The organism is Planctomycetia bacterium, assembly GCA_015075745.1.
Lineage (GTDB): Bacteria > Planctomycetota > Phycisphaerae > UBA1845 > UTPLA1 > UTPLA1.
The window spans coordinates 960,824-986,294 of the sequence record JABTTW010000002.1; the positions used below are offsets into that span (position 1 = coordinate 960,824).

Consider the following 25,471-nt stretch of genomic DNA (forward strand, 5'->3'; position numbering starts at 1 on the left):
GACGTCGGCGCCCCGCCGACCAGGCCCGCCCACCATCGGGCTATCAGCCTTCACACGTAACCGTAACGTCCGGCTCGCAGCAAGTGTACGAATCCATGCCCGTTTCACCCCACACCACGAGCCGATCGCGCCCCAATCGCTTTGCTTCGTACAGCGCCTCGTCCGCATGCTTGACGACGTCCTGCCACTCTGACGGCGAAGGGCCCGACGCCATCCCGATGCTCACCGTCACATACGGCGCGATGGGGCTGTCCAGATGGGCGAGTTTGAGCGAATGAATCTCCGCGCGCTTGTGTAACAGGATGTTTCGCGCGTCCTCCGCCTGAATATTGGGAAGCAACAGCAGGAATTCCTCCCCTCCGTATCGCCCGATGGAGTCATAGGCCCGCATGTTCTGTTCGAGACACTGGGCAATCTGTCGCAGCACGGCGTCCCCCACCAGGTGGCCTTCAGCATCGTTGAGCCGCTTGAAGAAATCGACGTCGACCATGGCGACGCACGTCGTCTGGCCCAGTCGGATGGCCGCGTCGTGCTGCACTTCCACGGCGCGCATGATCGCCGCATGATTCAGAAGGCCGGTGAGCGAGTCCAGCCGGTTTCGCTGCAGCAGACGATGATTCTGCTCGATGATCGCCTGCGTCGTGCGCTTTTCTTTGAGCAAATGCTTGGCGGCCTGCTTCCGCACTTCGCCCGCCACCTCGGCATCCTGATAGAGCTTCCGGAATCTTGCCTTGGTCAGGTCGCCCTCCACGACATAACCGTCGGCGCCGGCCTGCATGATCTCTGCGGCGGAATAGGGATCGCGTCGTGTGTTGATGACGATGATGGGCGGCGACTCCGACAAAGCGCGCATCTCGCGAATCAGCTCCGCGGCCCGCGGAGTGTCGCACTCGTCGGTCAGATGAATCAATAGAACGGAACAATTCGGGCTGCTGGGATTCTGTGACTTCCATGCTGTCGGATTCGTGAACTTTGCGGCAACACCGCAGACATGCGACAACACGCGACGCAGCGAGTCCTGTTTTGAAAAGTCCTTGCAAAGGGCGATGACCGGGATCGGGCCCAACTCAGTTGCCGGCGATTCCACTCCTCTGAAGCCCGGCCATGGAGCCGACGTCACGGCGGGGTCGTCTCTTCGAAGTACACGGGGTTCTCTCGATCTGGTTGTGCCGCGCATGTGATACCCTCGGAGGCTTGTCAAAAAAAACCTGACCCCGACGGTCTACCGGCCTACGCTCGAAAAAACATTCACATTGCCGGAGGGGCAATGGCCCGACAAGGCATCATCGGCCATCCGTGACGACATCGTTAGAAGCGAAGATAAGGGACCTTGCCAGAGCGGGAAGAGCCAACAAAATCAGGGCAATCCCACGTCCTCCGCCGAACTTTAGATTGACACTTTCGGGCGTGCGCATTCGGGCTTATCGGATGAGCGAGTGTGCTTTCGAGCGAAAGTCACTTGACCTTTCCCTGCGCCGCGACGGCCCCCATTTTCTGCGCGATCTCCGCCGGGTCGCCCAGATACTCGTGACGGACTGTCCGTAGTGAATCGTCCAATTCAAATACCAGCGGCACGCCGGTCGGGATGTTTAACTCGACGATTTCCTTCTCCGGGACGTTATCGAGAAACTTGACCAGCGCCCGAAGGCTGTTGCCGTGCGCGACGATAAGCACCTGCTTGCCGGATCGGATGACAGGCGTGATGGCGTCATGCCAGTATGGAAGGAAACGCTCCACCGTACACTTCAGACTCTCGGTCCTGGGGAGGATTCGAGCATCAATGTCGGCATATCGCGGGTCGCGCCCGGGAAATCGTTCGTCGCTTTCCTCCATCGCCGGCGGCGGAATGTCGTAGCTGCGCCGCCAGATCTGCACCTGCTCCTCGCCGTGCTTCGCGGCCGTCTCCGCCTTGTTCAAGCCCTGGAGCGCTCCATAGTGCCGCTCGTTGAGCCGCCAACTCCGATGGACGGGTATCCACATCCGATCCATCTCTTCCATCGACAACCACAGCGTCCGGATGGCCCTTATTAGGACGGACGTGAATGCCACTTCGGGCGCGAACCCTGCGGCTTTCAGCGTCCGGCCCGCTTCACGCGCCTCGCTGACACCCCTTTCGGAAAGATCGACGTCGGTCCAGCCGGTGAAGCGGTTCTGCTTGTTCCAGTCGCTCTCGCCGTGCCGAAGAAGTATGACCTTGTGCATGACAGCCCTCCATTCATTGCATGTTGCGTTGTGCCGGTGCGCCCGGTTGTTTTGGCGGCCGGAAGAATATCACCTCGAGCGACGCCCTCCGTTCCGATCTGATTCATCCATCATGCCGGCGGCGCCGCGACGGGCGGCGGTCGAAGATGAGTCAGAAAGAACGTAATAATCCGCTCGTACAGTCGAATCGACACGTTCGGGTCGGGCACCATGTGCGTAAACCCGGGCAGCGCCAGGAGATCATAGTATTTGCCGGCCTTGAACAGGGCCTCCGCCATTTTCAGCGTGTGAGCGAAATAGACATTGTCATCCGTCGTGCCGTGCACCAGCATCAGCGGACGCGAAAGCTCGGCCGCATAGGTGAGCACGCTGCACTTCCTGTAGCCATCGGGGTTATCCTGAGGCAGTCCCATGTATCGCTCGGTGTAGTGAGTGTCGTAGTCTTCCCAGTCGATGACCGGTGCGCCGGCCACCGCCGCCTTGAACACGTCCGGCCGTCGACACGCCGCCATCGCCGCGAAGTAGCCGCCGAACGACCACCCGTAAATCCCCACGCGGTTCATGTCCATTTCGCCATACCTCGCGCCCAGGGCCTTGAGTCCGGCGACCTGGTCGTCGAGCGGAATGTCGATCAAATTAAGGGCCGTCGCCCGCTCCCATTCCCGTCCGCGGCGCGGTGTACCGCGCCCGTCGATTGATACGACGATGAAACCTTGATCGGCGATCCACTGCTGACGCAGATAGGCCCGCGACGACGCCGTCACCACCGGATGACCCGGCCCGCCATAGACATAGTCGATTACCGGATACTTGACTGAGCGATTGAAATCCCTCGGGCGAATGACGGCGGCGTGATAGGTTCGCCCGCCCGCGTTGACCGTCGTCACTTCAACATTTGCATCGAACGGCGGATACTCCGCGACCGAAGGCACCTCGCGTTGCGGTCGCCCGTCGCGCGCTCGAACCATCGTCGTGTAAGACCCGTCGGGCAGAGAAGCCTTGTCCACCCAGACCTGTCCGGCCTCGCAGAAGACACCGTCGTGCACACCGGCGCCCTGCGTGAGCACGACGAGCTCGCCGTTTCTCAGCGAGAGGCGATAGAGATTTGTTTCCGTCGGGTTGTGACCACCGGCGAGGACGATCTCTCCGGACTTTGGATTCACATGAACGACGCCGTAGAGGCGGTCGTCTCCGAGGGTGTAGGTCTTCTGCACAGCGCCGTCCTCGCCGCGATGCTCGAGCTGCCACTCTCCGCTGCGCTCGCTTGTCCAAAGGAACGACTTGCCGCCGTCGACCCACCGAGGCATGTCGGGATCGATGTTGACCCATGCCGGGTCGGTCTCGCGCAACAACTCGGTGGTCGCACCCGTCGCGTGATCGACGCGATAGAGCACGCACTCGCGCTGGTTGCGATCCTGCACATAGACCGTCAGAGGTGCGTCCTTGCCCCAGTGGACCGCCGCCATGTAGGGATACTTCTCGTGATCCCAGTCCACCCATTTCGGTTCGCCGCCGGTCACCGAGACGACGCCCAGGCGAACCTTGGCGTTCTCCCGCCCGGCTCGCGGATAACGGAATGACTGCGGAGGCAGCCCTGGATCTCGAGCATCGGCGATGTAGAGATTCTCGACATCTCGCTGATCGCACTCTTCAAAGGCCAGCCACTGGCCGTCACCGCTCCACCAATAGCCCGTCCGCCGATACATCTCCTCCTGCGCCACGAATTCCGCATCGCCGTGTGAGACGTCCGCCGTGCCGCCGGTCGTGACGGCCGTTTCATCGAGGGTGCTCAGATCCGTCACGTACAGATCGTGATTGCGAACAGCGGAAACGTAGCGCCCGTCGGGCGAGAGGCGCGCATCGATCGCGGGGCCGGCCGGGTTGTCGCGCAGGGTCGTGAACTCGCCAGTCTGCCGGTTGATCACGTAAAGGCGACCGCTCAGGCCGGTCAGAATTTTTTCGCCGTCGTCCGACAGGCTGAACCAGGTGAAGCCGCGTCCGATTTCCCGCTTCCGCTCGCGGCGCGCCTTTTCTTCAACGGTAAGCTGCTCCTCGCTGCCCGATAGCAGGTCGGCTGCGCGAACCAGTCCGCGTACCTCACCGGACGTCGTGTTCATCTCATAGAGATTGCGAACGACGTCCCGAGGACCGCTTCGCAGAAACAGGACGGCATCGCCTTTGGGCGTCAGCGCCAGTCCGGTCGGCTGCCCCGCCGAAAAGCCGTAGGTCTCCGAGTAATCACGCAGAAAACTGGTGTCCATGAGGCGACTCGTCGTTGGTTGGTGGACAGGACGCCCACACCCGGGAACGGACATACTGAGCCCGACCGCCACTGCACCGAGGAAATATGTCCGCATGGATCAACGCCCTTCGAAATCACCGGTCAGATTGATACCCGTACCGATCGGCAGGCCCATACTGACCACAAGGTTGCCGCATCTTACGGTCTGAACCGGGTCGAGTCCTTATAAGAAGTGATTGGCGGATCGGTCGGGCGACGGTCGGCTAATACGACTTCAACGAACCAGAAGACCGGGGCGACCGATTTCGATGAAATCGGTGGATGTGGAGCTGGGGGCAAAGCTCGATGATCCCCCGCTGATAACCGGCTCGCCGCCACCACCCAGCCCGGGTGCGGGGAGTAGAAACGGTTGGAAATCGAGCGTGTCCGAGGCGGACTGGACACAGGTTCCAATCCCGAAAAGACAACCCGTCCCCAATGCGAACACCAGTCGGCGAACCTTTGTTGAAAAGCGGCGAAGAATCATGCTGCCTCCACTCGACTCGAACAGGACGGACTCCAGACCCGATTGGGCGACCGCCCGCTCTTTGACTGCGCCGGTAGGGTGATATCCGCCCAATGGAGGTGTGTCAATGAGTATCTATAAACTTATAAAAATAAATAAGTTACAAACGTCGCTAAGGCGCAGAAAAGCGACTCTTCCCCGACCTGGAAGGTCCGGTAAGTAATATCCGCGCCAAACTTGCCTACTCTCGATCAACCGCCTTACACTGTCGCTCGCGCGCGGATGAAGTGAGATTTCATCGCCGCCGCGCAGTGGAGGAAGAACATTGGGAAAAGGCGGCCCGGACAATTTTGAGCGTCACTTCGAACGACGAAAAGAAGCCAAGGATCGCCAAAAGGCCGGACTCCCCGGCGAGGATGATGCGCCGCTTCCGCCCCCTGTAGAGCCCATCAAGGGCGGTGCGGAAGGGCCGGGACGCAATGATCCCTGCCCCTGCGGCAGTGGAAAAAAGTACAAGCAGTGCTGCCTCAAAAAGGACAAGTGATTCCCCTGGCGGCCTGATTGACCGATTGCCGTCAGTCCCCGCGTCCTTATCATCCCTGCAAATGCCGGCTTTACTTCTCGATCTGCTCTACGTCTTCGCCGGCCTGGTCTATCTCCCCTTTCTTTGCTACCAGATGTTCATCCTGGGCAAGAACCGCCGCGGATGGGCCGAGCGGTTTGGCGCAGGCCCGACGCCGTCGGGTCACGGCGCTCGAATCTGGATTCACGCCGTCTCGCTGGGCGAGGTCAATGCCACGCGCAGCCTCGTCGATGAAATCAAGCGCCGCCGGCCGGATTGCGAGGTGGTCATTTCGGCGACGACCGACACCGGCTATGCCGCGGCCCGCCGGATGTATCCCGACCTGGTCGTCTTTCGATATCCACTCGACTTCTCATGGGTCGTGCGCCGGGTCTTAAGTCGCATTCGACCGACGGCCATCATTCTCCTGGAACTGGAAGTCTGGCCGAATCTCATCGAGATCGCCGCGCAGCGCGGGGTCGCGGTCTGCATCGCCAATGGCCGCGTGACTGAAGCCAAGTCGATGCGCCGCTTCCGCAAGCCCGTCATTCGCGGCATCGCCCGGAAAATGTTCTCCCGCATTGCCTGGACCGCTGCGCAAGATGAGACCTACGCGAAGCGATTCATCGAACTCGGTGTTCAAAGCAACCGGGTCCACGTCGTCGGCAATCTCAAATTCGACACCGCCGATCTCTGCGAGACAATTCCTGGGGCCGACGTCCTTGCTGACGCGATGGCCATCGACCGCAACCGGCCGCTCATCGTCGCGGGCTCCACCGGTCCCGGTGAAGAGGAGATGATCCTCAACGCTTACAAAGTTCTTCGAGACAAGCGGCCCGAGCTGCAACTGGCCGTCATCCCGCGAAAGCCGGAGCGATTCGACGAAGTGGCGCGCCTGATCGAGTCCGCCGGGTTCACATGCCGACGCCGCAGCCAATCGCCGGACGGAAACCCGTCGAAGCCCCTCGATAACCGCCCCACCGTGTTTCTCGGCGACACAATGGGCGAGCTGCGCAAATTCTATAACCTCGCCTCCGTCGTCTTCGTCGGGCGCACGCTGGTCCCGCTCGGAGGGTCAGACCTGATCGAGGTCGCCGCGCTGGCCCGGCCGATGTGCTACGGCCCATTTATCGAGAACTTTGCCGACGCCGACGCCCAACTGAGACAGGCCGACGGTGCACTGCTCGTTGAAAGGCCCGACGACCTTGCCCCCGCGCTCAGTCGCCTGCTCGATGACCCTGACATGGCCACCGCCATGGGCCGCAGGGCACAGGCTGTCGTAGCCTCCAACAAAGGGGCGACCCAAAAAACGATCGACTTGCTCATGCAAAGTCTTTGAGACGATGCACCTCAAAAAGGCGGGATCAATTCGCGCCAAGTCCGTACAATGGCCCGCGAAACGAAATGCGGAGAGGCCGATGACCATTCACGAGAGCGATCTATCAAGGCGAAAGTTCATTCAGGCGACCGCGGCGACCGTCGCGGCCGGCGCGTTTCAATCGGCCGTCCCGGTCGCATCCGCCGACCCTCCCGCAGCGCAAGGCAAGGACGGCGCACGACCCGTTGTCATCTCCAGCGCCAACGGTGTGAGCGCCATCAACCGCGCCATGGAGATGCTCAAGGCCCGAGCGGACGTTCTCGACGCCGTCATTGCAGCCGTCAACATCGTCGAGGACGACCCCGAGGACACCTCGGTCGGCCTCGGCGGACTGCCCAACGAAGACGGCATCGTCGAACTCGACGCCTCGGTCATGCACGGCCCCACCCACAAGGCCGGCGCGGTGGCCGCACTCCGGAACATTCGCAATCCTTCCTGCGTCGCCCGCCTCGTGATGCAGCGAACCGACCATGTGCTGCTGGTCGGCGAGGGCGCGCTGCGCTTTGCACGGGCTCACGGTTTCAAGGAGGAGAATCTGCTGACCGAGAAGGCCCGACAGAAGTGGCTCAAATGGAAGGAGTCGCTGTCCAAAACGGACGACTGGCTGGAATCCGATGAGAGCGGGGCCGGGCCACAATCTCGTGCGGCCGAACCCATCAAGCGCACCTGGGGAACGATCAACTGCTGCGCCGTCGATGCCCGCGGTGACATTGCCGGCGTCACGACCACGAGCGGACTGGCATTCAAGATTCCCGGCCGCGTCGGCGACTCACCCATCATTGGAGCGGGTCTGTATGTCGATAACGCCGTCGGGGCCGCGGGCTCCACCGGTCGCGGAGAAGCAAACCTACAAAACTGCTCGTCATTCGCCATTGTCGAGTTCATGAGAAACGGCAAGTCGCCGACCGATGCCTGCTTGGAAGTGCTGAAGCGAATCTCCGACCGAACCGAGCCGAGGCTCCGCCGCTCCGACGGCAAGCCCGATTTCGGCCTGAGCTTTTATGCGGTCGCCAAGGACGGTCGCTACGGATCGGCATGCATGTCCAAAGGCAGCCGGTTCGCCGTGCATGACGGCACAACTTCGCGCGTTTTAGACAGTGCCTATCTCTACGAGTGAATTCGGCGGGCGGGGGAACGGGTAACCTGACTTCCTCTTCCGACATCCAATGACGACAGAGGCGTGTGCCGCGCCCTGGAGTCATCGATCGTGTCAGCCGCCGCCGCAACCATGCAAATCCCCGCCACCGAATCATCCTCCGCCGAACCCCTGCGCCTTGTATGCTCCGAGGTCTGGGGCGGGAATCGTCCGATCCATCGCGCCGTCGAATTGCCGGGCATCCAGGGAATCCTCTTCTCTCAACCATGTGAAGGCGGTCGCGGCGGTGACGTGCACTATATGTCCGTCTGCGGCGCCGGCATTCTGTCGCGGATGTGCCTGGCCGACGTCGTAGGGCATGGTGAGGCCGTCGCGGCGATCAGCGATCAGATGCACGCCCACATGCGCCGCTCGATGAACACACCGGACCAGCGGCGCGTGCTCGGCGATCTGAACACCAGGCTGGAGCAACTCGGCTTCAAGGCAATGACCACCGCCGCCGCGCTTACCTATTACACCCCCACGCGAAACCTCGCCGTCAGTTACGCCGGCCATCCACCGGGCTGGATCTTCAGCAAGGCGGATCGCCGATGGACGCGGCTCGAACTCGACCCGCTTCCTGAGACGGCGCATCCGCTGACCAACGGGCCATTGGCCATCGAGCCGCAGGTACCGTTCACGCGCAAGTCGTTCAAGATGCAGATCGGCAATCGGATGGTCCTCGTCACGGACGGCGTGCTGGAGGCGCCGGACGCCTCGGGCGAACTCTTCGGCGACGATCGAATGCAGAAGGTGCTCGACGAAAACCGCGGCGGTGATTGCGCCATGATTAGCGAGGCGATCTTGTCGGCGCTGGCCGAGCATCGCGGCGATTCGCGGCTGGACCACGACGACGTGACCTTCCTCGTCGCCGAGATCGTGCCAGGCCCGAGCGGTCCTGCCTTCTGGAACGCCGTGAAGAATCTCATAACGCGGCCGCGCGGCAACAGTGACGCCGCTTAACGCAATCGTGACGACACCATCGCGCGAGGCGCCCACGGCGCACGGTGGTTCCACTACTTCTTCATTCGCTTGATGAACTGAATCTGACCGGTGTGATAGATGTCGTGCAGGGCGACGCCGCGAATCATGAAGGCGTTGTCCAGCTTGCTTCCGCCGGGCCGGGCCGCCAGCTCCTTCTCCGAGAGACCTGCGACGACCTCGACCAGCTCACGGTGCGTCCGCTCCAGCAGCGCGACCGCCTCGCGCCAACGCTTCTCACTCGCATCCTTCGGCACGGGAAACCAGTTGCTGCCAGTCAGCGGAAAGGAGCCCCGCTTCTCGCCGGTAATGCGGCGTCGAACGATGTATTTCCAATACGCCGCGTGGAGAACGTGTTCCCAGATGCTCTTGCGCCCCTTGCCCGGCGACCACGCCGCCTTTCTGGCCAAGACGCCGCGGAGCGATCCTCTCAAGTTTGTGCCGTGCCACGACTTCCTGACAAAGGCCTCGTCCAGCAGAATGACGAGCGGGCACGGCGCTTTCGTTCGCATCGCAGGCACACCTCCACGCCGTCTACAGCACAAAGTCCGCGTCATTTTCGTCGATCACTCGCCTCAGCGCGGGACTCGGCGGCGGCTTCTTGGGGAATACAAAGATCATCGCGACGCCTGCCGCAAAGCCGCCGATGTGAGCCCAATACGCGACACCGTCGGATTGGCCGAACGACGCGGGATAAAGATTCTGAACGACAATGTAGATCCCCAGAAACATCCACGCTGGCAGCCTCACGGTGAACCAATACCATCCGAGTGGCACGACCGCGAGAATTCGCACGTGCCAATACAAGACAATGTATGCCCCCATGACGCCGCTGATCGCGCCGCTGGCGCCGACGAGCGGCATCCAGCTTCCCTCAAAAAAGGTATGAGCCAGATTACCGACAAGGCCCGTACCGAGGTAGAAAAATAAGAACAATGCCGGACCCAGGCGATGTTCAATGTTGTTCCCGAATATCCACAGATAAAGCATGTTGCCCAGCAGGTGCATCCAGCCGCCGTGCAGGAACATGCAGGTGAAGATGCTGATCCACACGGGAATCGCAGTGGCGGCTTCCACGGGAATCCGGCTGCGAACAACAATCGGTCGACCGAACAGGTCGTATTGAGGGCGACCGTATCGATCTGTCGCCTGTACCACCGGCGCGTTCCCCGGCAACTCTGCCTTAAACTCCTCGGGCGTATGCACGAGCTTGGCCGGCACGTATCCGTACTTCCAGACAAACGCCTCGTCGTCCGGCGCGGGGAGCGATGCCTGAAACAGGAAGACCAACAGGTTCACCACGATCAGACCGATCGTGAGGTGAGGCGTGCCGTGGGAAGGGTTTTCGTCGCGAATGGGAATCATGCATTCAACATCGGCAGTCGGCCAAATGACGGCCTACGCGCCCACTTAAGAACCCGGATGCGGCGCCGCATGGCATTGACCGCCGCCCTGTATTGCCTTCATGAGGTGCTTTATTGCGGGGCCGACAAGGTCCAGGCACTCGCGAACGCCGCGCGGACTGCCGGGCAGCATGACCACAAGGCACTGACCGATGACGCCGGCGCCGCCGCGGGAAATAATGGACATCGGCGTCTTCTCAAAACTTCCAATTCTCATGATCTCGCCGAATCCCGGGAGGGTCTTGTCGAAGAGCGGCGTGAGGGCATCCGGCGTCACGTCGCGCGGTCCGGCCCCCGTGCCTCCGGAAGTCACGATCAGCGGAAACACGCCGGCCAGTGATTTCACCAGTGATTGTATTTCGCCCGCTTCGTCCGGAACGAGCACCAGATGTGATGCGTCGAAGCCGAGCTCGCCCAGCGCGGCCTGCGCGGCGGGTCCGCTTTCGTCGGCTGCCCGACCGGCGGATCGCGTGTCTGAGATGGTGATGACCGCGGCTTTCACGATGGGATGTTAACGACGAGCGCGGGACGCGGCAAATTATGACCCGCCGGAATCGCGAGCATCAATCTCCGCGCCGACGGAATTCTCCGCGAACGCGGGAATCTGAAAACTCACGACCGTGCCCTCGCCCACTTTGCTGCGAATGGCGACCTTGCCCTGCATGGCATTGACGGCATGCTTCACGATGGCCAGCCCCAGGCCGGTGCCGCCCTGATTCATGCCGCGCGACCTGTCGACCTGATAAAATCGCTCGAAGACGCGGTCGATATCTTCCATCGGGATGCCGCAGCCGTCGTCCTCCACCTCGAAAACCGCGAACTTGTCCTCGCGCCGGCAACTGAGCTTGATGCGCCCGCCCTCCGGGATGAACTTGACCGCGTTATCGATGAGATTCTTGAGAATCAGCTCCAGCCATCGCTGATCAGTGTGGATCGGCCCGACGTCGGACTTCATGGTGAAGGTCGCTTGCTTCGCGCTCAGAACTTGACCGAAGGTGGCCCGCAGGCCGGCATAGACTTCTTCAAGGTCGAAAGTGGAATAATTCAGTTCAATATTGACGGACTCCACCTTGCTGAGATTCATCAGATCGTCGGTCAGGGCTTGCAGGCGCATCAGGTTTCGATCAATCATGGCCATGAAACGCGCCTGTGCGTTCGCGTCAAGGCCCGGCTCTCTCAGCGTGTCCACTGCGGCGCGAATCGCCGCCACCGGCGTTCGCAGTTCGTGTGAAGCGTTGGCGACGAAGTCGGATTTCATCGCGACCGACTTGGCGATGGCGGTGATGTCGCGCAGACACATCAACCAGGCGATGGGCGTTTCAGTGTCGACGACGTGAATGATCAACGCGTCGACGGTTCGCGCGACGCCGTTGGAAGTGAGAATGATCTCGCGACGAACCTCTTTTGAACCGGACGAGGTTGTCTCCTCCCACAATCGGCGAAGCCCGCGATCGGGAATCTGCTCAACAATGGGCCCGCCGACCAGCGAATGGGCAATGCCGAGAATCCGGATCGCCGCCGGATTGACCAACAGCACAATCCCCTCTTGATTCACCGCGATGACGCCTTCTTCCAGCGTGCCGATCGTGATGGCCAGATCGCGCCGCTGCTGATGCGCTTCCTGGATTCTGTCGGACAGATTTCGCCGCATTCGATCCAGCGCCGCGGCGACCTGGCGAATCTCGTCGTCGCCCTCGACCTCCAGCCTCGTGGCCAGATCGCCGCGACCGAGCCGATTGGCCCACGCACCGACGCGTTGAATCGGGGCGGCGAGGCCTCGAGACATGAACCACGCGATCATCAGCGCCAGGGGCAGGGCCACGCAGAGCCCCGCTGCGATAAGCTGCCAGATGACCCGCTCCCGCCGTGCCAGATCCTCAAACGGCGCCGCAATGCGGACGATGGCCACCGTCGCGCCGTCAATGATCAACGGCGCCGCGACATAGACAAAGGAATGACCGACCGACGCGCTGAGTCGCCGGTTGACGCCGATTCGTCCCTGCAACGCCTCGATCACCTCGGGGCGGTCAGAGTGATTCGCCATGGACTTCGCCGGTGCGTCTGAGTCAGCGATGACGTCACCGTCAGGCAGAATCACGGTTGTCCGAAGGCCCGTGTCATTCTTGATTTGCAGACAACCCTCCTGCAGCGAGGCCGAAGATTCGGACCAGCTTCCGGCCACCACTCGGGTCGCGAGGTGGGCACTGTTGCGAAGCTGCTCGACGTTGTAGTCGCTCAGCCAGTGCTGCATGATCTGCCAGGCAAACGCGGCCACCAGCAGCATTCCGATGCACATCATCAAGCCGAGGCGCGTGAAGACGCGCTTGAAAAAGTTGCCCTGGCCCGTACTCAAGTCATCGTGAAGCATCTGTTACCGCGCGATTCTACGGGGATCAGCGCCGCAATGTCGCTGCCTGATGAATGATAACCGACTCAGATTAACACAATGAATGGAAGCGACGGCACGCGCACGACGACGGAATCAGGCCTCTGTGACGGCGCTTGGCCAGATGTCGGCAAATCGATAACCGACTCCGCGAACGGTCTCAACCAGTTCGCGATGGTCGCCGAGCTTGCGCCGCAGGGACGTGATGTGCACGTCGATGGTGCGATCCGTCACGGCGACATCCGGGCCCATCGCCAGCGACATGAGCTGATCCCGCGAGAGCACACGACCCCTGGCCGCGATCAGGGCCTCTAGCAGGCGAAACTCCGTCAACGTGATCGCGATGGCCGACCCATCCACCTCCACGACGTGCCGAGACCGATCCACTGATATCGGCCCGGCCTTGAGCAGGCCCTCCTTGTCGGGCACGCCGCCTCGCCGCCGCAGGACCGCGGCCACGCGGGCGAGGAGCACATCCATGCTGAAGGGCTTGGTGACGTAGTCGTCGGCGCCGATCTGAAGGCCCAGCACGATGTCATTCTCCGCCGACATCGCCGTAAGCATGATGACCGGGATCGAACGCGTCGCCGGGTTTTTCTTCAGCGCAACCGTCACGTCGCGCCCGCTGACTTTCGGAAGCATCAAGTCGAGAAGAATCAGGTCGGGAATCTTGCGCGTTGCCAGGTCAAGGGCAGCCTGACCATCTGATGCGACCATGACTTCGTGACCTTGCCGCTCAATATTGAAGCGGATCGACTCCTGCAAATCCGGATCATCCTCTACGATGAGAATGTTTGCTCGCTGCGACATCGGGAGAGACCCTCGAAGCTGGTACAAAAGGAATGGGTGGTCGTTTCGCCTGCATCGACAGCTCAATTATAGTGCGGGGGCTGATTGAATACACGCCTGAATGATAATGGGTGAAACACTTTCCGACGCCGACGACTTGCGTTGATCCCGCTAAGCGTTCATTCGCAAACTGACAACGAACAACCCTTACGCTGCGTTAACACAATCTTAACCGTCCGCGATCGCCAACCATTTTTCGGTTCGCCCACGCCGACCGCTGCGAAGCATTCACTCTTCCTCCAGCGAATACTCTTCGGGATGCATTCGCTCACGCGCCTCCAGACGAACGCGATGCTCCTGCGCATCTGATCGACGTTTGACGTGACCGCGAATAAACAGGTTCACGATGATGCAGGTCGCCATCCCGATGACACCCAGATAGAACACCACCAAACTCACGAGTCCTGCGGCAATCATGGCGATCAAGGCTGCCGCAAACCAGCAGAACACGACCCAGATGGACCGTCCAAGCTTGAGTGCGGCATCACCACGAACAAAAATACGATCGGCGGCCCCCGTCGCGATGACCGCCGCGAAAGCGACATAGGTCGTCGAAACTGGCATGCCCAGCGCCGAAGCAGTAGCGATGACGCTCGCGGAAACACACACGATCACGCACGCCCGGAGCGGATCGTAGTGCAGAGTCTTGCCGCGAACGTTCTTGGTCTCAATCGGCGCCAGCGACGGCATGACCTCACCGCCCCGGCCGCGAGCCAGAATCCGACGCGCGATGGTGATGCACCAGTTCGGAGCCCATAGTTTCACGTGATGGCCGGCACTGCCCATGCGTACCTCGGCGCGCGTCACCCGCTGGGCATGATCCGTCATCATTCCCATGACCAACAGAACGCCAGACCCGAAGAGCGCCCACCACGGGATGTTCGCCCGGGAGATGTCCTCGATCGGCTGATTCTGGTAAACGCCTGAGACCACCTTGAGCGCGGCCAGGCCCGGCGCCGCACAGTTGGCGAGGTCGTTCTGCCCGAACGAAAACGCCATGCCGAGCATGCCCAGGACCGTTAAGACGGGAAACAACAGCTCGGCCGCCCGACGACGATAGATGATCAGCGTCAAGTGGATCAGGATGCCGAACACGACCCACATCGCCAGAAGCGCAAGAATCGGACCCTCATAGGGACTCGACTTGATGACGGAGACGAGAGGCTTAATGAGAGACACGTTCTTCATGCCCTTGATCAACATGAAGTAGGCCAGGCCCGCCATGAGTCCCCCACCGACAAGGCCGCCATAAAGAAGCAACTGCGGCAGGCTGGACCATTTGTCTCTGATCGCGGCCCTTGCAAATCGCTGGATGATGAAACCCATCACCCCGGAGAGGAAGATCGAGCAAACAATGGCCACAAGTACCTTGACGACGCCCCCCCAAGTGACGGCATGAATGGACTCCGGCGATCTGAATACGCCGAGAAACAGCGATGCCCCGAGCAACTCGAAAATCAGCGTCATCGTCGTGCTGACCGGCATGCCGAACGCGGAATAGGTATAGAGCAGAATCGTGTCAACGATATAAACAGAGGTGTAGATCGCCAGCACCTCTCTGACCCCGAAGGCCTCCGGAGAGAAGATTCCCCGGCGGGCGGTCTCAATGACATCTGACGACAGCGTGGCCCCGAGGATGACGCCGATCGCGGCGATCCGAACGGCCATTTTCCGGCTGAGGATGCGCGAGCCGAACACGGAATTGACAATGTTGGCGGCGTCGTTGCGACCGACCTCGATCGTATCCCAAATCAGCATGCCGATCGCAAGCACCGCCGCGGCCGCCGTAAAGCTGCTAAACCCCTCCGCGGCGGCGGACTGTGCGATCACATTGAGAACGCCATGTTGCAAAGAGTCGCTTCTTTCATCGTCCATCTGCGGACGATTTATCGTGCTGTAACAGTTGGCGCTACTGCGAGATCATGCGCCTGAGCCGATCGGCCATCTTTTCCGCGTGGTTGGCGAGCTGACCCAGCTCCAGAAACACCCTCCACCACAGCATCAGATCCGAAGCCTTCAGCTCGTCCTCTATGGCGAACAATTCCTGACTCAGCTTGTACTGAGCCTTGTCTGCCTCCCACTCGGCAAGCTCCACCGCGCGAATCTGATCATGCAGACCCGCCGCCTGATCGGGCGTGAAGCCGCGCGCCACCAGCTCGGGAAGGCTCTCGTTCATCGCGTGATTCTTGTCGCAGACCTGCAGGATGGTTTCCACGTAATCGAACACGCGCGACTGGAGACTCGCCGGCATCTTCAGCTTCTTGATGGTCAGCAGGATCGCGATGTCTTCCACCGCGTCGGCCATGTCATCCTGAAGCTTCAAATAGCCCAGCAGATCGCCCCGATAGACCGGAAGAAAGAAACTGCGCGGGATGGCCTGCCGGATCTCGTCCTTAATCGTGTCGGCTTCGTGCTCCAGCTTGAACACGCGCTTCACGAGTTCGTCCAACTGGTCGCCCTGCTGATCCCGGACTGCCTCCAGCATCGGACGGACCAGTGTCACGCACTCGCGCACTTTCTTGAGATGATGCAACAATGGTTCAAACGGCGAACGCTGAAACAGCTCCTCGATCAGGCCCATGGCGATCTCCAATCGGGACCTACCCGTCCCATTCGCGCGACGGAATTCCGCCGCGCAGCACGTCCGGCCGACGGAACTACGTTCCCGCCCACCGAAGGTTACATTCTCTTTCGATTGACGCAGTCCACAACCTAATCCAGCGCTAAGAAACTGTTAAGAGCTCGGCCGATCAGATATCTAGACTGCGGTCACCAGAAAAATTCCCAGGATGTTGCGATTTTTGCGATTGCTCCTGCGATTCAACGCTGGACAGGTGCCGCGCGCCCGGCCATGATTTCCCCTCTGCCGGTCGGATATCCGTGATGCTCCGCAGAAATGCAGGCGAGGGAGGATTGGGTTGTGTTCAGTATTCTGCCTCGCGACACCGAGTTTTTCGACTTATTCGATCACACCGCCCGCATCGTTCATACGACGGCGAAAGCCTATGCCGAGCTCGCCTCGGACTACAGGAACCGGGAAAAGCACATCGCGGAAATCCGTAAACTCGAACACGACGGTGACGACGCGGTCCATGCAGCCCTGGGCAAACTCGACACGTCCTTCATCACCCCATTCGACCGTGAGGACATTCACGCCCTCCTTTCGCGCATGGATGATGTCATTGACGAGATCGACGCCGCCGCAAAACGCTTTACGCTCTATTCGATTCCCGAACCGACTCCCTGGATGGAAAAGCAAACCGGAATTCTCGTACGCGCTACGCTGCTCGTCGCCGAAGCCGTCAAGGGTCTCCGCGACCTGCGCCGACCGGGAGACTTGCAGAAAAAGCTCGTCGAAATCCACCAACTGGAGAACGACGGAGACGATCTCAACCACGCCGCCGTCGCCGAACTCTATGCCACGGCAAAGGACCCGATCCTCGTCATGAAATGGAAGGAAGTCTACGACTTTACCGAGCGAGCCATAGACCGCTGCGAGGACATCGCTGACACGATCGAGGGCATCATCCTCAAGAACGCCTGAGGACCCTCGCATGATCACCTACATCGTTATCATCGTAGCGATCGCCCTCATTTTCGACTTCGCCAACGGATTCAACGATGCCGCCAACTCGGTGGCCACCATCGTCGCAACTCGGGTGCTCACGCCGCGCCTTGCCGTTCTCTGGGCCGCCTTTTTCAATTTCATCGCCGCCTTCTTCTTCGAGACCCATGTCGCCGCGACCATCAGCAAGGGAATCGTCGATCAGGCCATCGTCGATCCACACCTGATCCTCGCCGTCTTGCTTTCCGCCATCACCTGGACGGTCCTCTGCACTTATCGCGGCCTGCCCATCAGCGTCTCCCACTCGCTGATCGGTTCCATGATCGGCGCGGGCATGGTCAAAGCGGGAATCGGCTGTCTCAAGTGGTCAAAGATCGGCGAGATCTCCGTTTACATCGTCATTGCACCCTTGGCCGGCTTGGTCCTGGGCTGGATACTGATGGTGGCCACGATTTGGGTTTGCAGGAATAAAACGCCCCGCGGCGTCGATAGCTGGTTTCGGCGGCTGCAACTCGTTTCCGCCGGCGCATTCAGCCTCAGCCACGGTCTTAATGATGCCCAGAAAACCATGGGAATCATCATGCTTCTCCTGCTCAGTAACCCGGCCCTTGCCAAGTATGCGACCATCGATGGCGCAAATACCGGACACCCTCGCTGGTGGATCATCCTGAGTTGCCACTTCGCCATTGCCCTCGGCACCTATCTGGGCGGATGGAAGGTCGTCCACACACTGGGGCATCGCGTCACAAAGCTTCAGCCCGTCGGAGGATTTTGCGCCGAGACCGGCGGCGGCGTCACCATCATCGGGCTCTCGGCCCTTGGGATTCCCCTCAGCACCACACACACCATCACCGGCGCGATCTTCGGCGTCGGCCTCACGCGGCGACTTTCCGCGGTGCGGTGGTCGGTCGGCGGAAAGATCATCACGGCCTGGGTGCTTACCCTGCCCGCCGCGGCGGCAATGGCCGGCGCGATCTTCTGGATCATCTCTAAGTTGGTCTATTGATTTCCGCACGGAATGACCGTGCCCGATCGACCCGACCGCGCGGCCCATCCCCCTGATGACTGCCCAAACATCCGGCAGTGCATGACGCGCTTCAGGCAAGCATGGACTCTGCCCCATCCGCATCCGACAACCAGGAGGAAGCTCGCGTCCGCACCGCCTTCACTTCCGGATTCGACCCTGGATCGACGCCGATCAATCGGGAGTACACCAGCGTCGTATCCGCCCATAGCTGCCCGAGCCAGGCCGACGCCGCGAGATTGATCTCATCAACCGTGATCAGAATCGTGGGCATCTTCTCGCTGCATCGCTTGACATTCGCCAGGCAGAGAATCCGATCCACGGCTCCGGCCGTAAGGCCCGCGTGCTCGGGATTGATCGCATCGGCGGACGCCTCCAGCAGCTTGTGCGTCGGCCCGCCGCCCTTTTTTCGCGTCGCAAGAATAAAGATCGCCAGCTTGTGTTCGCTCGTGCCCAGGATGGCTTCGAGATTCATGTGCGAATCTCTCGGCAGGCCAAGATACCTCGACATCGTGATGTCGTTGCCGTCCCGGTTGACGCCCTCGTTCCAATACTGGCAAAACTCGTCCGCCGAAAATCGCAGCAAGTTATCGTTCGTGCCGAGGTAGATGTGATTGACGCCCCGGCGAAGCTGCTGAATCCGAATGTAACGCGCCAGCACCACCGGCAGCGACTGAGTCTCGGTCAGTGCCATGGCCTCGCACGCCGACTGAATGACCCGCCAATAGCCGCGCACATCCAGCCCCGCCGCGTGCATCGGCGCCATGAGAATCGGCGTCTTGTTTCGTCCGTATCGCCCGGAGACTTCACTCGGCAGCTCGAGCACCAAATTGCCGTCGCGTTCGCCCAGCGCCTTGAGCGGCCCGCTGTTGGCGAAGACGACGCGCTTCGCCGAGCGCGGCGTCAACTCGTGAAGCTTCACCGTCTCTTCCGTGATGCCGCTTCGTGAGAATTCCAAAAACAGCGAATTCTCCAGATTCGCCTCAGGCGGCAGCGAGTCGATCTCCTTCGGCGAATTCGCCAACAACCACGTCACCTTTCGATCGAGCCGCTGATGCGCGAGGGCGGAGACGAAATAGTTGAATTGCTCGTTCGCGCCGATGCCGCTGTTGATGATGAATCGTGGACCGAACGGGCCGAAGTGTTTCGCGATATAAGCGTCCATCTTCACCGCGTCGCCGGCCAGAATCTTCTCCGCGTAGGCCAGCGGCTGATGTCGATACAGCACGCCAAGCGAGTCCTCCGCTGCCCCCGGCAGAAACGCGTCGAGCGGCTTCTGGACCGCGTCCAGGACGCCCTGCGGCGCCATGACCGGCTCATCGAATCCCGGTCCGAAGGCTCGCGCAACGATATTTCCGTCAGCCAGAGCGATGGACCGCCTCGATGACAGCGCCGCGGCCTTGACCTCGTCGCCACCCGCGGCGCTGCCGGCCTGCAACCTTGCGAGGACGCCGCCGAACCCGTGCGATTCAAGCAGGCTCCTGGCCTGCGAATCAGTCACGCGCCACGCCTCGGCGAAATTGTCGATGAGTTTCTGCGGCTGGATCGCGCCGGCCAGCGCGTCTTCAATGCGCTTCACGCTGATGGCGGCCGTGCCTGATTGCTGACCGGCAGCCTCCGACGCCGCGGCAAGTCGATCCGAAACTCGATTCCTGCCATCCGCCATTTCGTCGCTCCATAATCAATAAAGGCGTCACGCATCCTGCTCGTACCGCTCGCCGTGCTGCGCTGCGGTGGGCTCGCCGCGTCGGCGCCTGCGCAGCAGGGAATCGAGTTCGAGAAATCGAAAATTAATCAGTTGCACCGTCACCCCGATGCTGGCCGCCACCAGGCTCATCGCAAACATCGCCGCCGACAGAATCACGCATGTCATCCGATAGCCCGAGTCCGGCGACCAGTCTCGCCAGTAGGCCGTTGCGCCGAGCCCGCATCCAACGATAAACAGCAAAATCGCCATCCCGCCGAAAAACGTCAGCGGCTTGTACGATCGGAACAGGCTCAGAATCTTGAAAATGACGCGCAGCCCGTCATGAAAGGTGTTCAACTTCGAGGCACTTCCCTCGGGCCGAACGCCATAACGGATCGGCACCTCTCGGATCACCCACTTGTGATACAGGCACTGCACCGTCATCTCCGTCTCGATATCGAATCCGTAGGCACAGACCGGCAGATTCTCGGCGATCTCGCGATTAAATGCCCGATACCCGCTCATAATGTCCGTAAGGCGTGCGCCGAAGATGAGGTTGACCATCGTGCGCACCAGCCGATTCCCGAGTACGTGAAACCGGCGGTAGGCCGCCTGCGTGTCTTTTGCCTCCCGCCGCCCCACCACCATGTCTGCCTCGCCGCGCATCACCGGCACGAGCAACTCGCGCACCTGTTCGGCCGGATAGGTGTCGTCACCGTCGGTCATCACGTAATAATCCGCGACCACCTTTTCAAACATCGCCGCGACCACGTGCCCCTTGCCCTGCTTCTTTTCGTGGATGACCACCGCCCCGGCTGCCCGCGCAAGCTCGGCGGTCCCGTCGGTGCTGTTGTTGTCGAAGACGTAAACAACGGCCTCGGGCAACTCGCGGCGAAAGTCTTTGACGACTTTCTCAACGGTCGCCGCTTCGTTGTAGCAGGGGACGAGGACTGCAAGTCGTGGACTTTGGTCTGCCGATTGGCTCATGCATGATCCTCAGGCGCGTGCATCCGCGCACCGCGGACGTGTCGCCACAAATGCTAGCTTCGATGTCGCCGGACGATCTGTCAACGAATGGGCGTGTGAGGAGGCAGTAACGTGGAATTTCGCTGAGTAAAAACGCAAGGCCGAGTTGACATTCCGGTAAACGTCAACCCGGCCTCACATTGCAAGAAAAATACGGAGCCTCTAGCTCCCCAGCAGACATCGCTGGAGTTCTTCCGCTTGCAGTAGCGGATCTCCATCAATGTCCTGAATGCGGTTCACGAGGGCCTGAATGTCCAGCCCGTCGATCACCCCGTCGCCGTTGAAGTCGCAATCCGCCGCCTTGGGTGCTGTCGTCACAACACCGGCGTCGGCGAAAAGCTGAGGCGTTTCGGGCTGGATCACGGCCAAGCCGTCTTGGGCCATCTCGTGTCCCGCGCGTGTTCCAAAGAGGCTGGGTCCCACAAACACGACCGCCACCGCGGCTGCTGCCGCAAGAGGAGCCGCCACTCGAACCCAGCGAAGCCCGGCCGCCGGGCGGACTTCCGCCTGACGCTCTGACTTCATCCAGGGACGACCCGCCGGGCAATCCTGAAGGGCGCCATCACGATGGGCCTCTCCCAGGGTCTCCAGCAAGCCTTCGAGTGAAATTAGGGACTTCATGACAAACCTCACCCTCTATTGACCCTCGGCCCCCCCTTGCGCAGGAAAAATCCGGGAAATCTCAATATTCTTTTTTCCCAGGCACCGGCGCAGGGCATCCATGACCCCGGGCAGCCGAGTCTCCCGAAGCGTCGATTCCGGCACCCCCAAAGCCGCCGATATCTCCCGTAATGTCTTGTTATCAAAGAACCTAAGGCGCACGAGCCGCGCCTCGTCCGGGGGCAATTTGCCAATGCAGTCGTTCAATCCGGCCAGCGTTTCGGCTTCGTCAGCCAACTGGGCCGGCGTCACCATGTCCAGCCGGGTATCCCCCGCGGACTCCTCGGTGCCCCCCAGCGTCAGGGGCGACTTGCGGCACTGCTCCCGATAAACGTTTTGAACGATCCCCGCCATCCAGTGGAGAAACGGCTTGGCCGGGTCGTAGCTCGTCCGCTTTTGGAAGGCCCGATACCACGCCTCGTTGACGATCTCATCCAGCCAGTCCGGCCGATGCGATATGCGCCAGGCCGCAAGCCGTACCCGCCCGGCGAACACTTTGTAGACCTCTTCAAAGGCGGCCTCTTCACCGCCGCTGACGGCCTGCTGAAGCCTTTCTTCCTGGGGATCGCGCATCAACTGCCACCCGTGGGGCTGGTCGCCTCGCCAAGCGGCCTCGCCGATTCATCCGGCCGCGACTCCCTCTGAGCCCACAAGTCTGCATCATAGCCGATTGAACGTCGCTAAGAATCATTCATCCGGCCCAGGGAGGTTTGCTTCGCGGGACGAGCGGCTTCCCCTCTCCGGCAGAGCCGCTACACTGCCGACCCTGAACGGTTGAGTGTTAAGTCGAACGGGCGAGTCGCATGGTGCGCGGTTGGATTCGCCGGGACACCGCGTGTCCGTGCTTGATTCTGATCGTTCGAACAATTGCGCATTCCACACGAGGCATCGATGAAGCTTGCGATTCCAAAGGCGACTCTCGAGGGTGAAGCAAGAGTTTCCCTCATTCCAGAAACCTGCATGCGAATCAAGAAGTTAGGGCTCGATACGCTGATCGAAAGCGGCGCCGGGACCCAGGCCGGCTTTCTCGATTCGGAATACGAAGCAGTCGGCGTCCGGACATGCGGTTCCGCCGATGAGTTGTTCGGCGAAGCGGATATTTTCGTCTCCGTCCACCCGCCGACCGAAGCCGACCTTTCCAGATTACGATCCGGCTCCACCCTGTTCTCAATACTCAACCCGCTCATCCGGCACGATCTCGTTCGCAAGCTGGCCGAGGGCGGGATCACCTCGCTTGCCATGGACCTGATGCCCCGCATCAGCCGCGCCCAGAAGATGGACGTCTTAAGTTCGCAAAGCACCATCTCCGGCTACAAGGCCGTCCTGCTCGCCGCCGTGGAATTGAAAAAGATGTTCCCCATGATGATGACCGCCGCCGGAACCTTGGCGCCGGCAAAAGTACTCGTGATGGGCGCCGGCGTGGCGGGACTTCAGGCCATCGCCACCGCACGCCGCCTTGGCGCGGTCGTCGAGGCCTTCGACGTGCGCCCCGCCGTCAAAGAACAGGTCCACAGCCTTGGCGCCAAATTCGTCGAGGTCGAAGCGCAGGCGGAGGATGCCGAGGACAAGGGCGGCTACGCCAGGGAAATGTCCGACGCCTACAAGCAGAAGCAAAAGGAAGTCATCGCCCAGCATGTGAAAGATGCGGATATCGCCATCTCCACCGCTCTTATTCCAGGCAAGCCGGCGCCGGTCCTGATCACGGCGGAAATGGTCCACGCCATGCGACCCGGCTCGGTCATCATCGACCTCGCTGCCGAGGCCGGGGGCAATTGTGAACTCACCAAGGCCGGCGTGCGCGTCGATGCCAACGGCGTACTGATTCTCGGCCCGACCAATCTGCCCGCGACCGTCCCCTTTCATGCGAGCCAGATGTACTCAAGAAACGTCGGCGCGTTTCTCCAGGACCTCGTGAAGGACGGAAAGCTCATCCTGAGCATGGACGATGAATGCGTGGCGGGTACGCTGGTCACACAGGGCGGACAAATCGTTCACCCGCGCGTCCGCGATGCCATGGGCAGCTAGGAGCTGCGGGATACAGGAGTCACCGACATGGAAATGTTCGTCATCGGTATCACGGTCTTCACGCTGGCGACCTTCGTCGGCTTTGAAGTCATTACCAAGGTCCCGCCGACCCTGCACACGCCACTGATGTCCGGCTCCAACGCCATTTCGGGCATCACCATCATCGGCGCCATCTTCGCAGCGGGCTTGAAGCTCAATTTATGGACATCCGCCTTCGGCGTCATCGCCATCTCATTCGCCATGATCAACGTCGTCGGCGGTTTCTTGGTCACCCACCGCATGTTGGGCATGTTTAAGAGGAAAGGCTGATCCTTGTCTTCCGCACTTAAGAACCCCGCCGTCACGAACCTGATTTACCTCTTCGCGTCGATTCTTTTCATCGTCGCGCTCAAGAGGCTCAGCCACCCCCGCACCGCCCTGCGCGGCAACCTGGTCGGTGCATTCGGGATGCTGCTGGCGATCGTCATCACCGTGCTCATCAGCATCGATCGGCCCGACATCTCCGGCGCAGGATACTGGCTCATCGGCGTGGGCATCGCCGTCGGCACGCTCGTCGGCGCTCTCTTCGCCATTCGCGTGCCGATGACCGGCATGCCACAAATGGTCGGGCTCCTCAACGGCTTCGGCGGCGGCGCGTCCCTGCTGGTCGCCGGCGCCGAACTCATCGCCAAGATGGGTGAAATGAGTCAGCCGGAGTTCCAGTTCGACGAGTCCCTGCGATTCTTCATCGGCTCGACCATGGTCGCCGGCATCATCGGCGCCGTCACCTTCTCCGGCAGCCTCGTTGCCGCCGGAAAGCTCCAGGAGCTTAAATGGGTGCCCAGCGGTAACGTCATCCCCGGCCAGCAAGTGGTCAACGCGCTGCTGTTTATTCTCATCATCGCCGGCGCCGTCTGGGGTACCTATGACCCCTCGAAACTGTGGGTCTTCTGGCCGATCGTCGTTGTCGCCTCCGTCCTCGGCGTTCTTGTCACAACGCCGATCGGCGGCGCTGACATGCCCGTCGTCATCTGTCTGTTGAACTCCTACTCCGGCATGGCCGCCGCCGCGACGGGCTTCGTCCTCGGCAACAACGGCCTCATCATCGCCGGCTCGCTCGTCGGCTCCTCCGGCATCATCCTTTCCCAGATCATGTGCAAGGCGATGAACCGATCGCTCGCCAACGTTCTCTTCGGCAAGCTCGCCCCCTCCGAGGGCTCCGCCTCCGCCGACGACGTCTACGCCGGCAAGGTCAAGTCGACCTCGGCCGAGGAAATCGCCATGCTCTTCGACACCGCACGCCGTGTCGTCATCGTCCCGGGCTACGGCATGGCCGTCTCCCAGGCACAACACGCCGTGCGCGACTTGGCGAACGTCCTCGAGGCCAAGGGCATTGAGGTCGAGTTCGGCATTCACCCCGTCGCCGGAAGAATGCCCGGCCACATGAACGTCCTTCTCGCCGAGGCCAACATCCCCTACGAAAAAGTCAGGGAGATGGACGACATCAACTCGACCTTCGAGCAGACCGACGTCGTCCTCGTCATCGGCGCCAACGACGTGGTCAATCCCCTCGCCCGTACCGATCCCAAGTCCCCCATCGCCGGAATGCCGATCCTCGACGTCGACAAGGCCCGGACGGTCATCATCATGAAACGCAGCCTCAGCCCCGGCTTCGCCGGCATCCCGAATCCGCTTTTTGCCGCTGACAACGCCCTCATGTACTTCGGCGACGGCAAGAAGGCGGTGCTGGACCTGGTGGCAGCGATCAAAGCAGCCGGTTAACTGAAGCGCGGTTTTGCCCGCGTCCCCATCGCGGAATCCGTCCTTCTGCAGGCGATTTTCATTTCACGCTATGATCTCCC

At 61.1% G+C, this 25,471-nt stretch carries 22 protein-coding genes and 1 pseudogene; 9 read left to right on the top strand and 14 right to left on the bottom strand.

Features of this window, described 5'->3' with window-relative positions; translation table 11 throughout:
* Positions 1-43: 43 nt before the first annotated feature.
* The 3 genes from HS101_17455 to HS101_17465 form a co-directional block, all read right to left on the bottom strand.
* The gene (locus tag HS101_17455) at positions 44-1,087 is read right to left on the bottom strand and encodes a diguanylate cyclase (GenBank protein ID MBE7508054.1); all 1,044 of its coding nucleotides are present in this window, start codon (positions 1,085-1,087) and stop codon (positions 44-46) included.
* Positions 1,088-1,455: 368 nt separating this feature from the next.
* The gene (gpmA, locus tag HS101_17460; GenBank protein ID MBE7508055.1) at positions 1,456-2,202 is read right to left on the bottom strand and encodes a 2,3-diphosphoglycerate-dependent phosphoglycerate mutase; all 747 of its coding nucleotides are present in this window, start codon (positions 2,200-2,202) and stop codon (positions 1,456-1,458) included.
* A 110-nt stretch (positions 2,203-2,312) separates the two neighbouring features.
* Positions 2,313-4,463: a DPP IV N-terminal domain-containing protein gene (locus HS101_17465; GenBank protein ID MBE7508056.1), complete on the bottom strand. Its 2,151-nt coding sequence runs from the start codon at positions 4,461-4,463 to the stop codon at positions 2,313-2,315.
* A 949-nt stretch (positions 4,464-5,412) separates the two neighbouring features.
* On the opposite strand from HS101_17465, the pseudogene HS101_17470 reads away from it, so the two are divergent.
* From HS101_17470 to HS101_17485, 4 genes and pseudogenes are all read left to right on the top strand, one after another.
* Positions 5,413-5,493 (top strand): annotated as a pseudogene (locus tag HS101_17470) (SEC-C domain-containing protein).
* A gap of 61 nt (positions 5,494-5,554) precedes the next feature.
* A complete protein-coding gene (locus HS101_17475; GenBank protein ID MBE7508057.1) occupies positions 5,555-6,850 on the top strand; it encodes a 3-deoxy-D-manno-octulosonic acid transferase in 1,296 nt (431 codons plus the stop codon).
* A 79-nt stretch (positions 6,851-6,929) separates the two neighbouring features.
* A complete protein-coding gene (locus HS101_17480; protein MBE7508058.1) occupies positions 6,930-8,006 on the top strand; it encodes a N(4)-(beta-N-acetylglucosaminyl)-L-asparaginase in 1,077 nt (358 codons plus the stop codon).
* A gap of 90 nt (positions 8,007-8,096) precedes the next feature.
* A complete protein-coding gene (locus HS101_17485) occupies positions 8,097-8,987 on the top strand; it encodes a serine/threonine-protein phosphatase (protein ID MBE7508059.1) in 891 nt (296 codons plus the stop codon).
* Positions 8,988-9,040: 53 nt separating this feature from the next.
* Here HS101_17485 and HS101_17490 read toward each other — a convergent pair whose 3' ends face one another.
* The 7 genes from HS101_17490 to HS101_17520 form a co-directional block, all read right to left on the bottom strand.
* Positions 9,041-9,517, bottom strand: coding sequence for a DinB family protein (locus HS101_17490; protein MBE7508060.1), 477 nt, complete (start codon positions 9,515-9,517; stop codon positions 9,041-9,043).
* Positions 9,518-9,539: 22 nt separating this feature from the next.
* Complete coding sequence (locus HS101_17495; protein MBE7508061.1) at positions 9,540-10,370, bottom strand: rhomboid family intramembrane serine protease; 831 nt, start codon at positions 10,368-10,370, stop codon at positions 9,540-9,542.
* A 45-nt stretch (positions 10,371-10,415) separates the two neighbouring features.
* Entirely contained in the window at positions 10,416-10,910 is a 495-nt protein-coding gene (locus tag HS101_17500) for a MogA/MoaB family molybdenum cofactor biosynthesis protein (GenBank protein MBE7508062.1), read from the bottom strand.
* 36 nt (positions 10,911-10,946) lie between these two features.
* Complete coding sequence (locus HS101_17505) at positions 10,947-12,776, bottom strand: HAMP domain-containing protein (GenBank protein ID MBE7508063.1); 1,830 nt, start codon at positions 12,774-12,776, stop codon at positions 10,947-10,949.
* 114 nt (positions 12,777-12,890) lie between these two features.
* Positions 12,891-13,604 (bottom strand): response regulator, encoded by a 714-nt coding sequence (locus HS101_17510; GenBank protein ID MBE7508064.1) that lies wholly within the window; start codon positions 13,602-13,604, stop codon positions 12,891-12,893.
* A gap of 267 nt (positions 13,605-13,871) precedes the next feature.
* Positions 13,872-15,518, bottom strand: a complete 1,647-nt coding sequence (locus tag HS101_17515; GenBank protein ID MBE7508065.1) for an inorganic phosphate transporter — start codon at positions 15,516-15,518, stop codon at positions 13,872-13,874.
* Between the two features lie 34 nt (positions 15,519-15,552).
* A complete protein-coding gene (locus tag HS101_17520; protein MBE7508066.1) occupies positions 15,553-16,224 on the bottom strand; it encodes a TIGR00153 family protein in 672 nt (223 codons plus the stop codon).
* Between the two features lie 339 nt (positions 16,225-16,563).
* Here HS101_17520 and HS101_17525 point away from each other — a divergent pair, with 339 nt between their 5' ends.
* Positions 16,564-17,187: a DUF47 domain-containing protein gene (locus HS101_17525; protein ID MBE7508067.1), complete on the top strand. Its 624-nt coding sequence runs from the start codon at positions 16,564-16,566 to the stop codon at positions 17,185-17,187.
* Positions 17,188-17,197: 10 nt separating this feature from the next.
* Positions 17,198-18,214: an inorganic phosphate transporter gene (locus HS101_17530; protein ID MBE7508068.1), complete on the top strand. Its 1,017-nt coding sequence runs from the start codon at positions 17,198-17,200 to the stop codon at positions 18,212-18,214.
* A 91-nt stretch (positions 18,215-18,305) separates the two neighbouring features.
* On the opposite strand, the gene HS101_17535 is transcribed toward HS101_17530, so the two are convergent.
* The 4 genes from HS101_17535 to HS101_17550 form a co-directional block, all read right to left on the bottom strand.
* Positions 18,306-19,898: a hypothetical protein gene (locus tag HS101_17535; GenBank protein MBE7508069.1), complete on the bottom strand. Its 1,593-nt coding sequence runs from the start codon at positions 19,896-19,898 to the stop codon at positions 18,306-18,308.
* Positions 19,899-19,925: 27 nt separating this feature from the next.
* Positions 19,926-20,906 (bottom strand): glycosyltransferase, encoded by a 981-nt coding sequence (locus HS101_17540; GenBank protein MBE7508070.1) that lies wholly within the window; start codon positions 20,904-20,906, stop codon positions 19,926-19,928.
* A gap of 201 nt (positions 20,907-21,107) precedes the next feature.
* Positions 21,108-21,566: a hypothetical protein gene (locus tag HS101_17545; GenBank protein ID MBE7508071.1), complete on the bottom strand. Its 459-nt coding sequence runs from the start codon at positions 21,564-21,566 to the stop codon at positions 21,108-21,110.
* A gap of 15 nt (positions 21,567-21,581) precedes the next feature.
* Complete coding sequence (locus HS101_17550) at positions 21,582-22,178, bottom strand: sigma-70 family RNA polymerase sigma factor (protein MBE7508072.1); 597 nt, start codon at positions 22,176-22,178, stop codon at positions 21,582-21,584.
* Between the two features lie 318 nt (positions 22,179-22,496).
* On the opposite strand from HS101_17550, the gene HS101_17555 reads away from it, so the two are divergent.
* Genes HS101_17555 through HS101_17565 form a run of 3 tightly spaced genes read left to right on the top strand, consistent with a single transcriptional unit; the run spans position 22,497 to position 25,391 of the window.
* The gene (locus tag HS101_17555; GenBank protein ID MBE7508073.1) at positions 22,497-23,630 is read left to right on the top strand and encodes a Re/Si-specific NAD(P)(+) transhydrogenase subunit alpha; all 1,134 of its coding nucleotides are present in this window, start codon (positions 22,497-22,499) and stop codon (positions 23,628-23,630) included.
* Positions 23,631-23,657: 27 nt separating this feature from the next.
* A complete protein-coding gene (locus HS101_17560) occupies positions 23,658-23,939 on the top strand; it encodes an NAD(P) transhydrogenase subunit alpha (protein ID MBE7508074.1) in 282 nt (93 codons plus the stop codon).
* A gap of 3 nt (positions 23,940-23,942) precedes the next feature.
* Positions 23,943-25,391: an NAD(P)(+) transhydrogenase (Re/Si-specific) subunit beta gene (locus HS101_17565; GenBank protein ID MBE7508075.1), complete on the top strand. Its 1,449-nt coding sequence runs from the start codon at positions 23,943-23,945 to the stop codon at positions 25,389-25,391.
* The last annotated feature ends 80 nt before the right edge of the window (positions 25,392-25,471 follow it).

Excerpts from the sequence above, each read along its gene's own strand:
- gpmA (MBE7508055.1), bottom strand. The coding sequence starts at position 2,202 with ATGCACAAGGTCATACTTCTTCGGCACGGCGAGAGCGACTGGAACAAG.
- HS101_17465 (MBE7508056.1), bottom strand. The coding sequence starts at position 4,463 with ATGGACACCAGTTTTCTGCGTGATTACTCGGAGACCTACGGCTTTTCG.
- HS101_17475 (MBE7508057.1), top strand. The coding sequence starts at position 5,555 with ATGCCGGCTTTACTTCTCGATCTGCTCTACGTCTTCGCCGGCCTGGTC.
- HS101_17480 (MBE7508058.1), top strand. The coding sequence starts at position 6,930 with ATGACCATTCACGAGAGCGATCTATCAAGGCGAAAGTTCATTCAGGCG.
- HS101_17490 (MBE7508060.1), bottom strand. The coding sequence starts at position 9,517 with ATGCGAACGAAAGCGCCGTGCCCGCTCGTCATTCTGCTGGACGAGGCC.
- HS101_17495 (MBE7508061.1), bottom strand. The coding sequence starts at position 10,370 with ATGATTCCCATTCGCGACGAAAACCCTTCCCACGGCACGCCTCACCTC.
- HS101_17505 (MBE7508063.1), bottom strand. The coding sequence starts at position 12,776 with ATGCTTCACGATGACTTGAGTACGGGCCAGGGCAACTTTTTCAAGCGC.
- HS101_17510 (MBE7508064.1), bottom strand. The coding sequence starts at position 13,604 with ATGTCGCAGCGAGCAAACATTCTCATCGTAGAGGATGATCCGGATTTG.
- HS101_17515 (MBE7508065.1), bottom strand. The coding sequence starts at position 15,518 with ATGGACGATGAAAGAAGCGACTCTTTGCAACATGGCGTTCTCAATGTG.
- HS101_17520 (MBE7508066.1), bottom strand. The coding sequence starts at position 16,224 with ATGGGCCTGATCGAGGAGCTGTTTCAGCGTTCGCCGTTTGAACCATTG.
- HS101_17530 (MBE7508068.1), top strand. The coding sequence starts at position 17,198 with ATGATCACCTACATCGTTATCATCGTAGCGATCGCCCTCATTTTCGAC.
- HS101_17535 (MBE7508069.1), bottom strand. The coding sequence starts at position 19,898 with ATGGCGGATGGCAGGAATCGAGTTTCGGATCGACTTGCCGCGGCGTCG.
- HS101_17540 (MBE7508070.1), bottom strand. The coding sequence starts at position 20,906 with ATGAGCCAATCGGCAGACCAAAGTCCACGACTTGCAGTCCTCGTCCCC.
- HS101_17545 (MBE7508071.1), bottom strand. The coding sequence starts at position 21,566 with ATGAAGTCCCTAATTTCACTCGAAGGCTTGCTGGAGACCCTGGGAGAG.
- HS101_17550 (MBE7508072.1), bottom strand. The coding sequence starts at position 22,178 with ATGCGCGATCCCCAGGAAGAAAGGCTTCAGCAGGCCGTCAGCGGCGGT.
- HS101_17555 (MBE7508073.1), top strand. The coding sequence starts at position 22,497 with ATGAAGCTTGCGATTCCAAAGGCGACTCTCGAGGGTGAAGCAAGAGTT.
- HS101_17560 (MBE7508074.1), top strand. The coding sequence starts at position 23,658 with ATGGAAATGTTCGTCATCGGTATCACGGTCTTCACGCTGGCGACCTTC.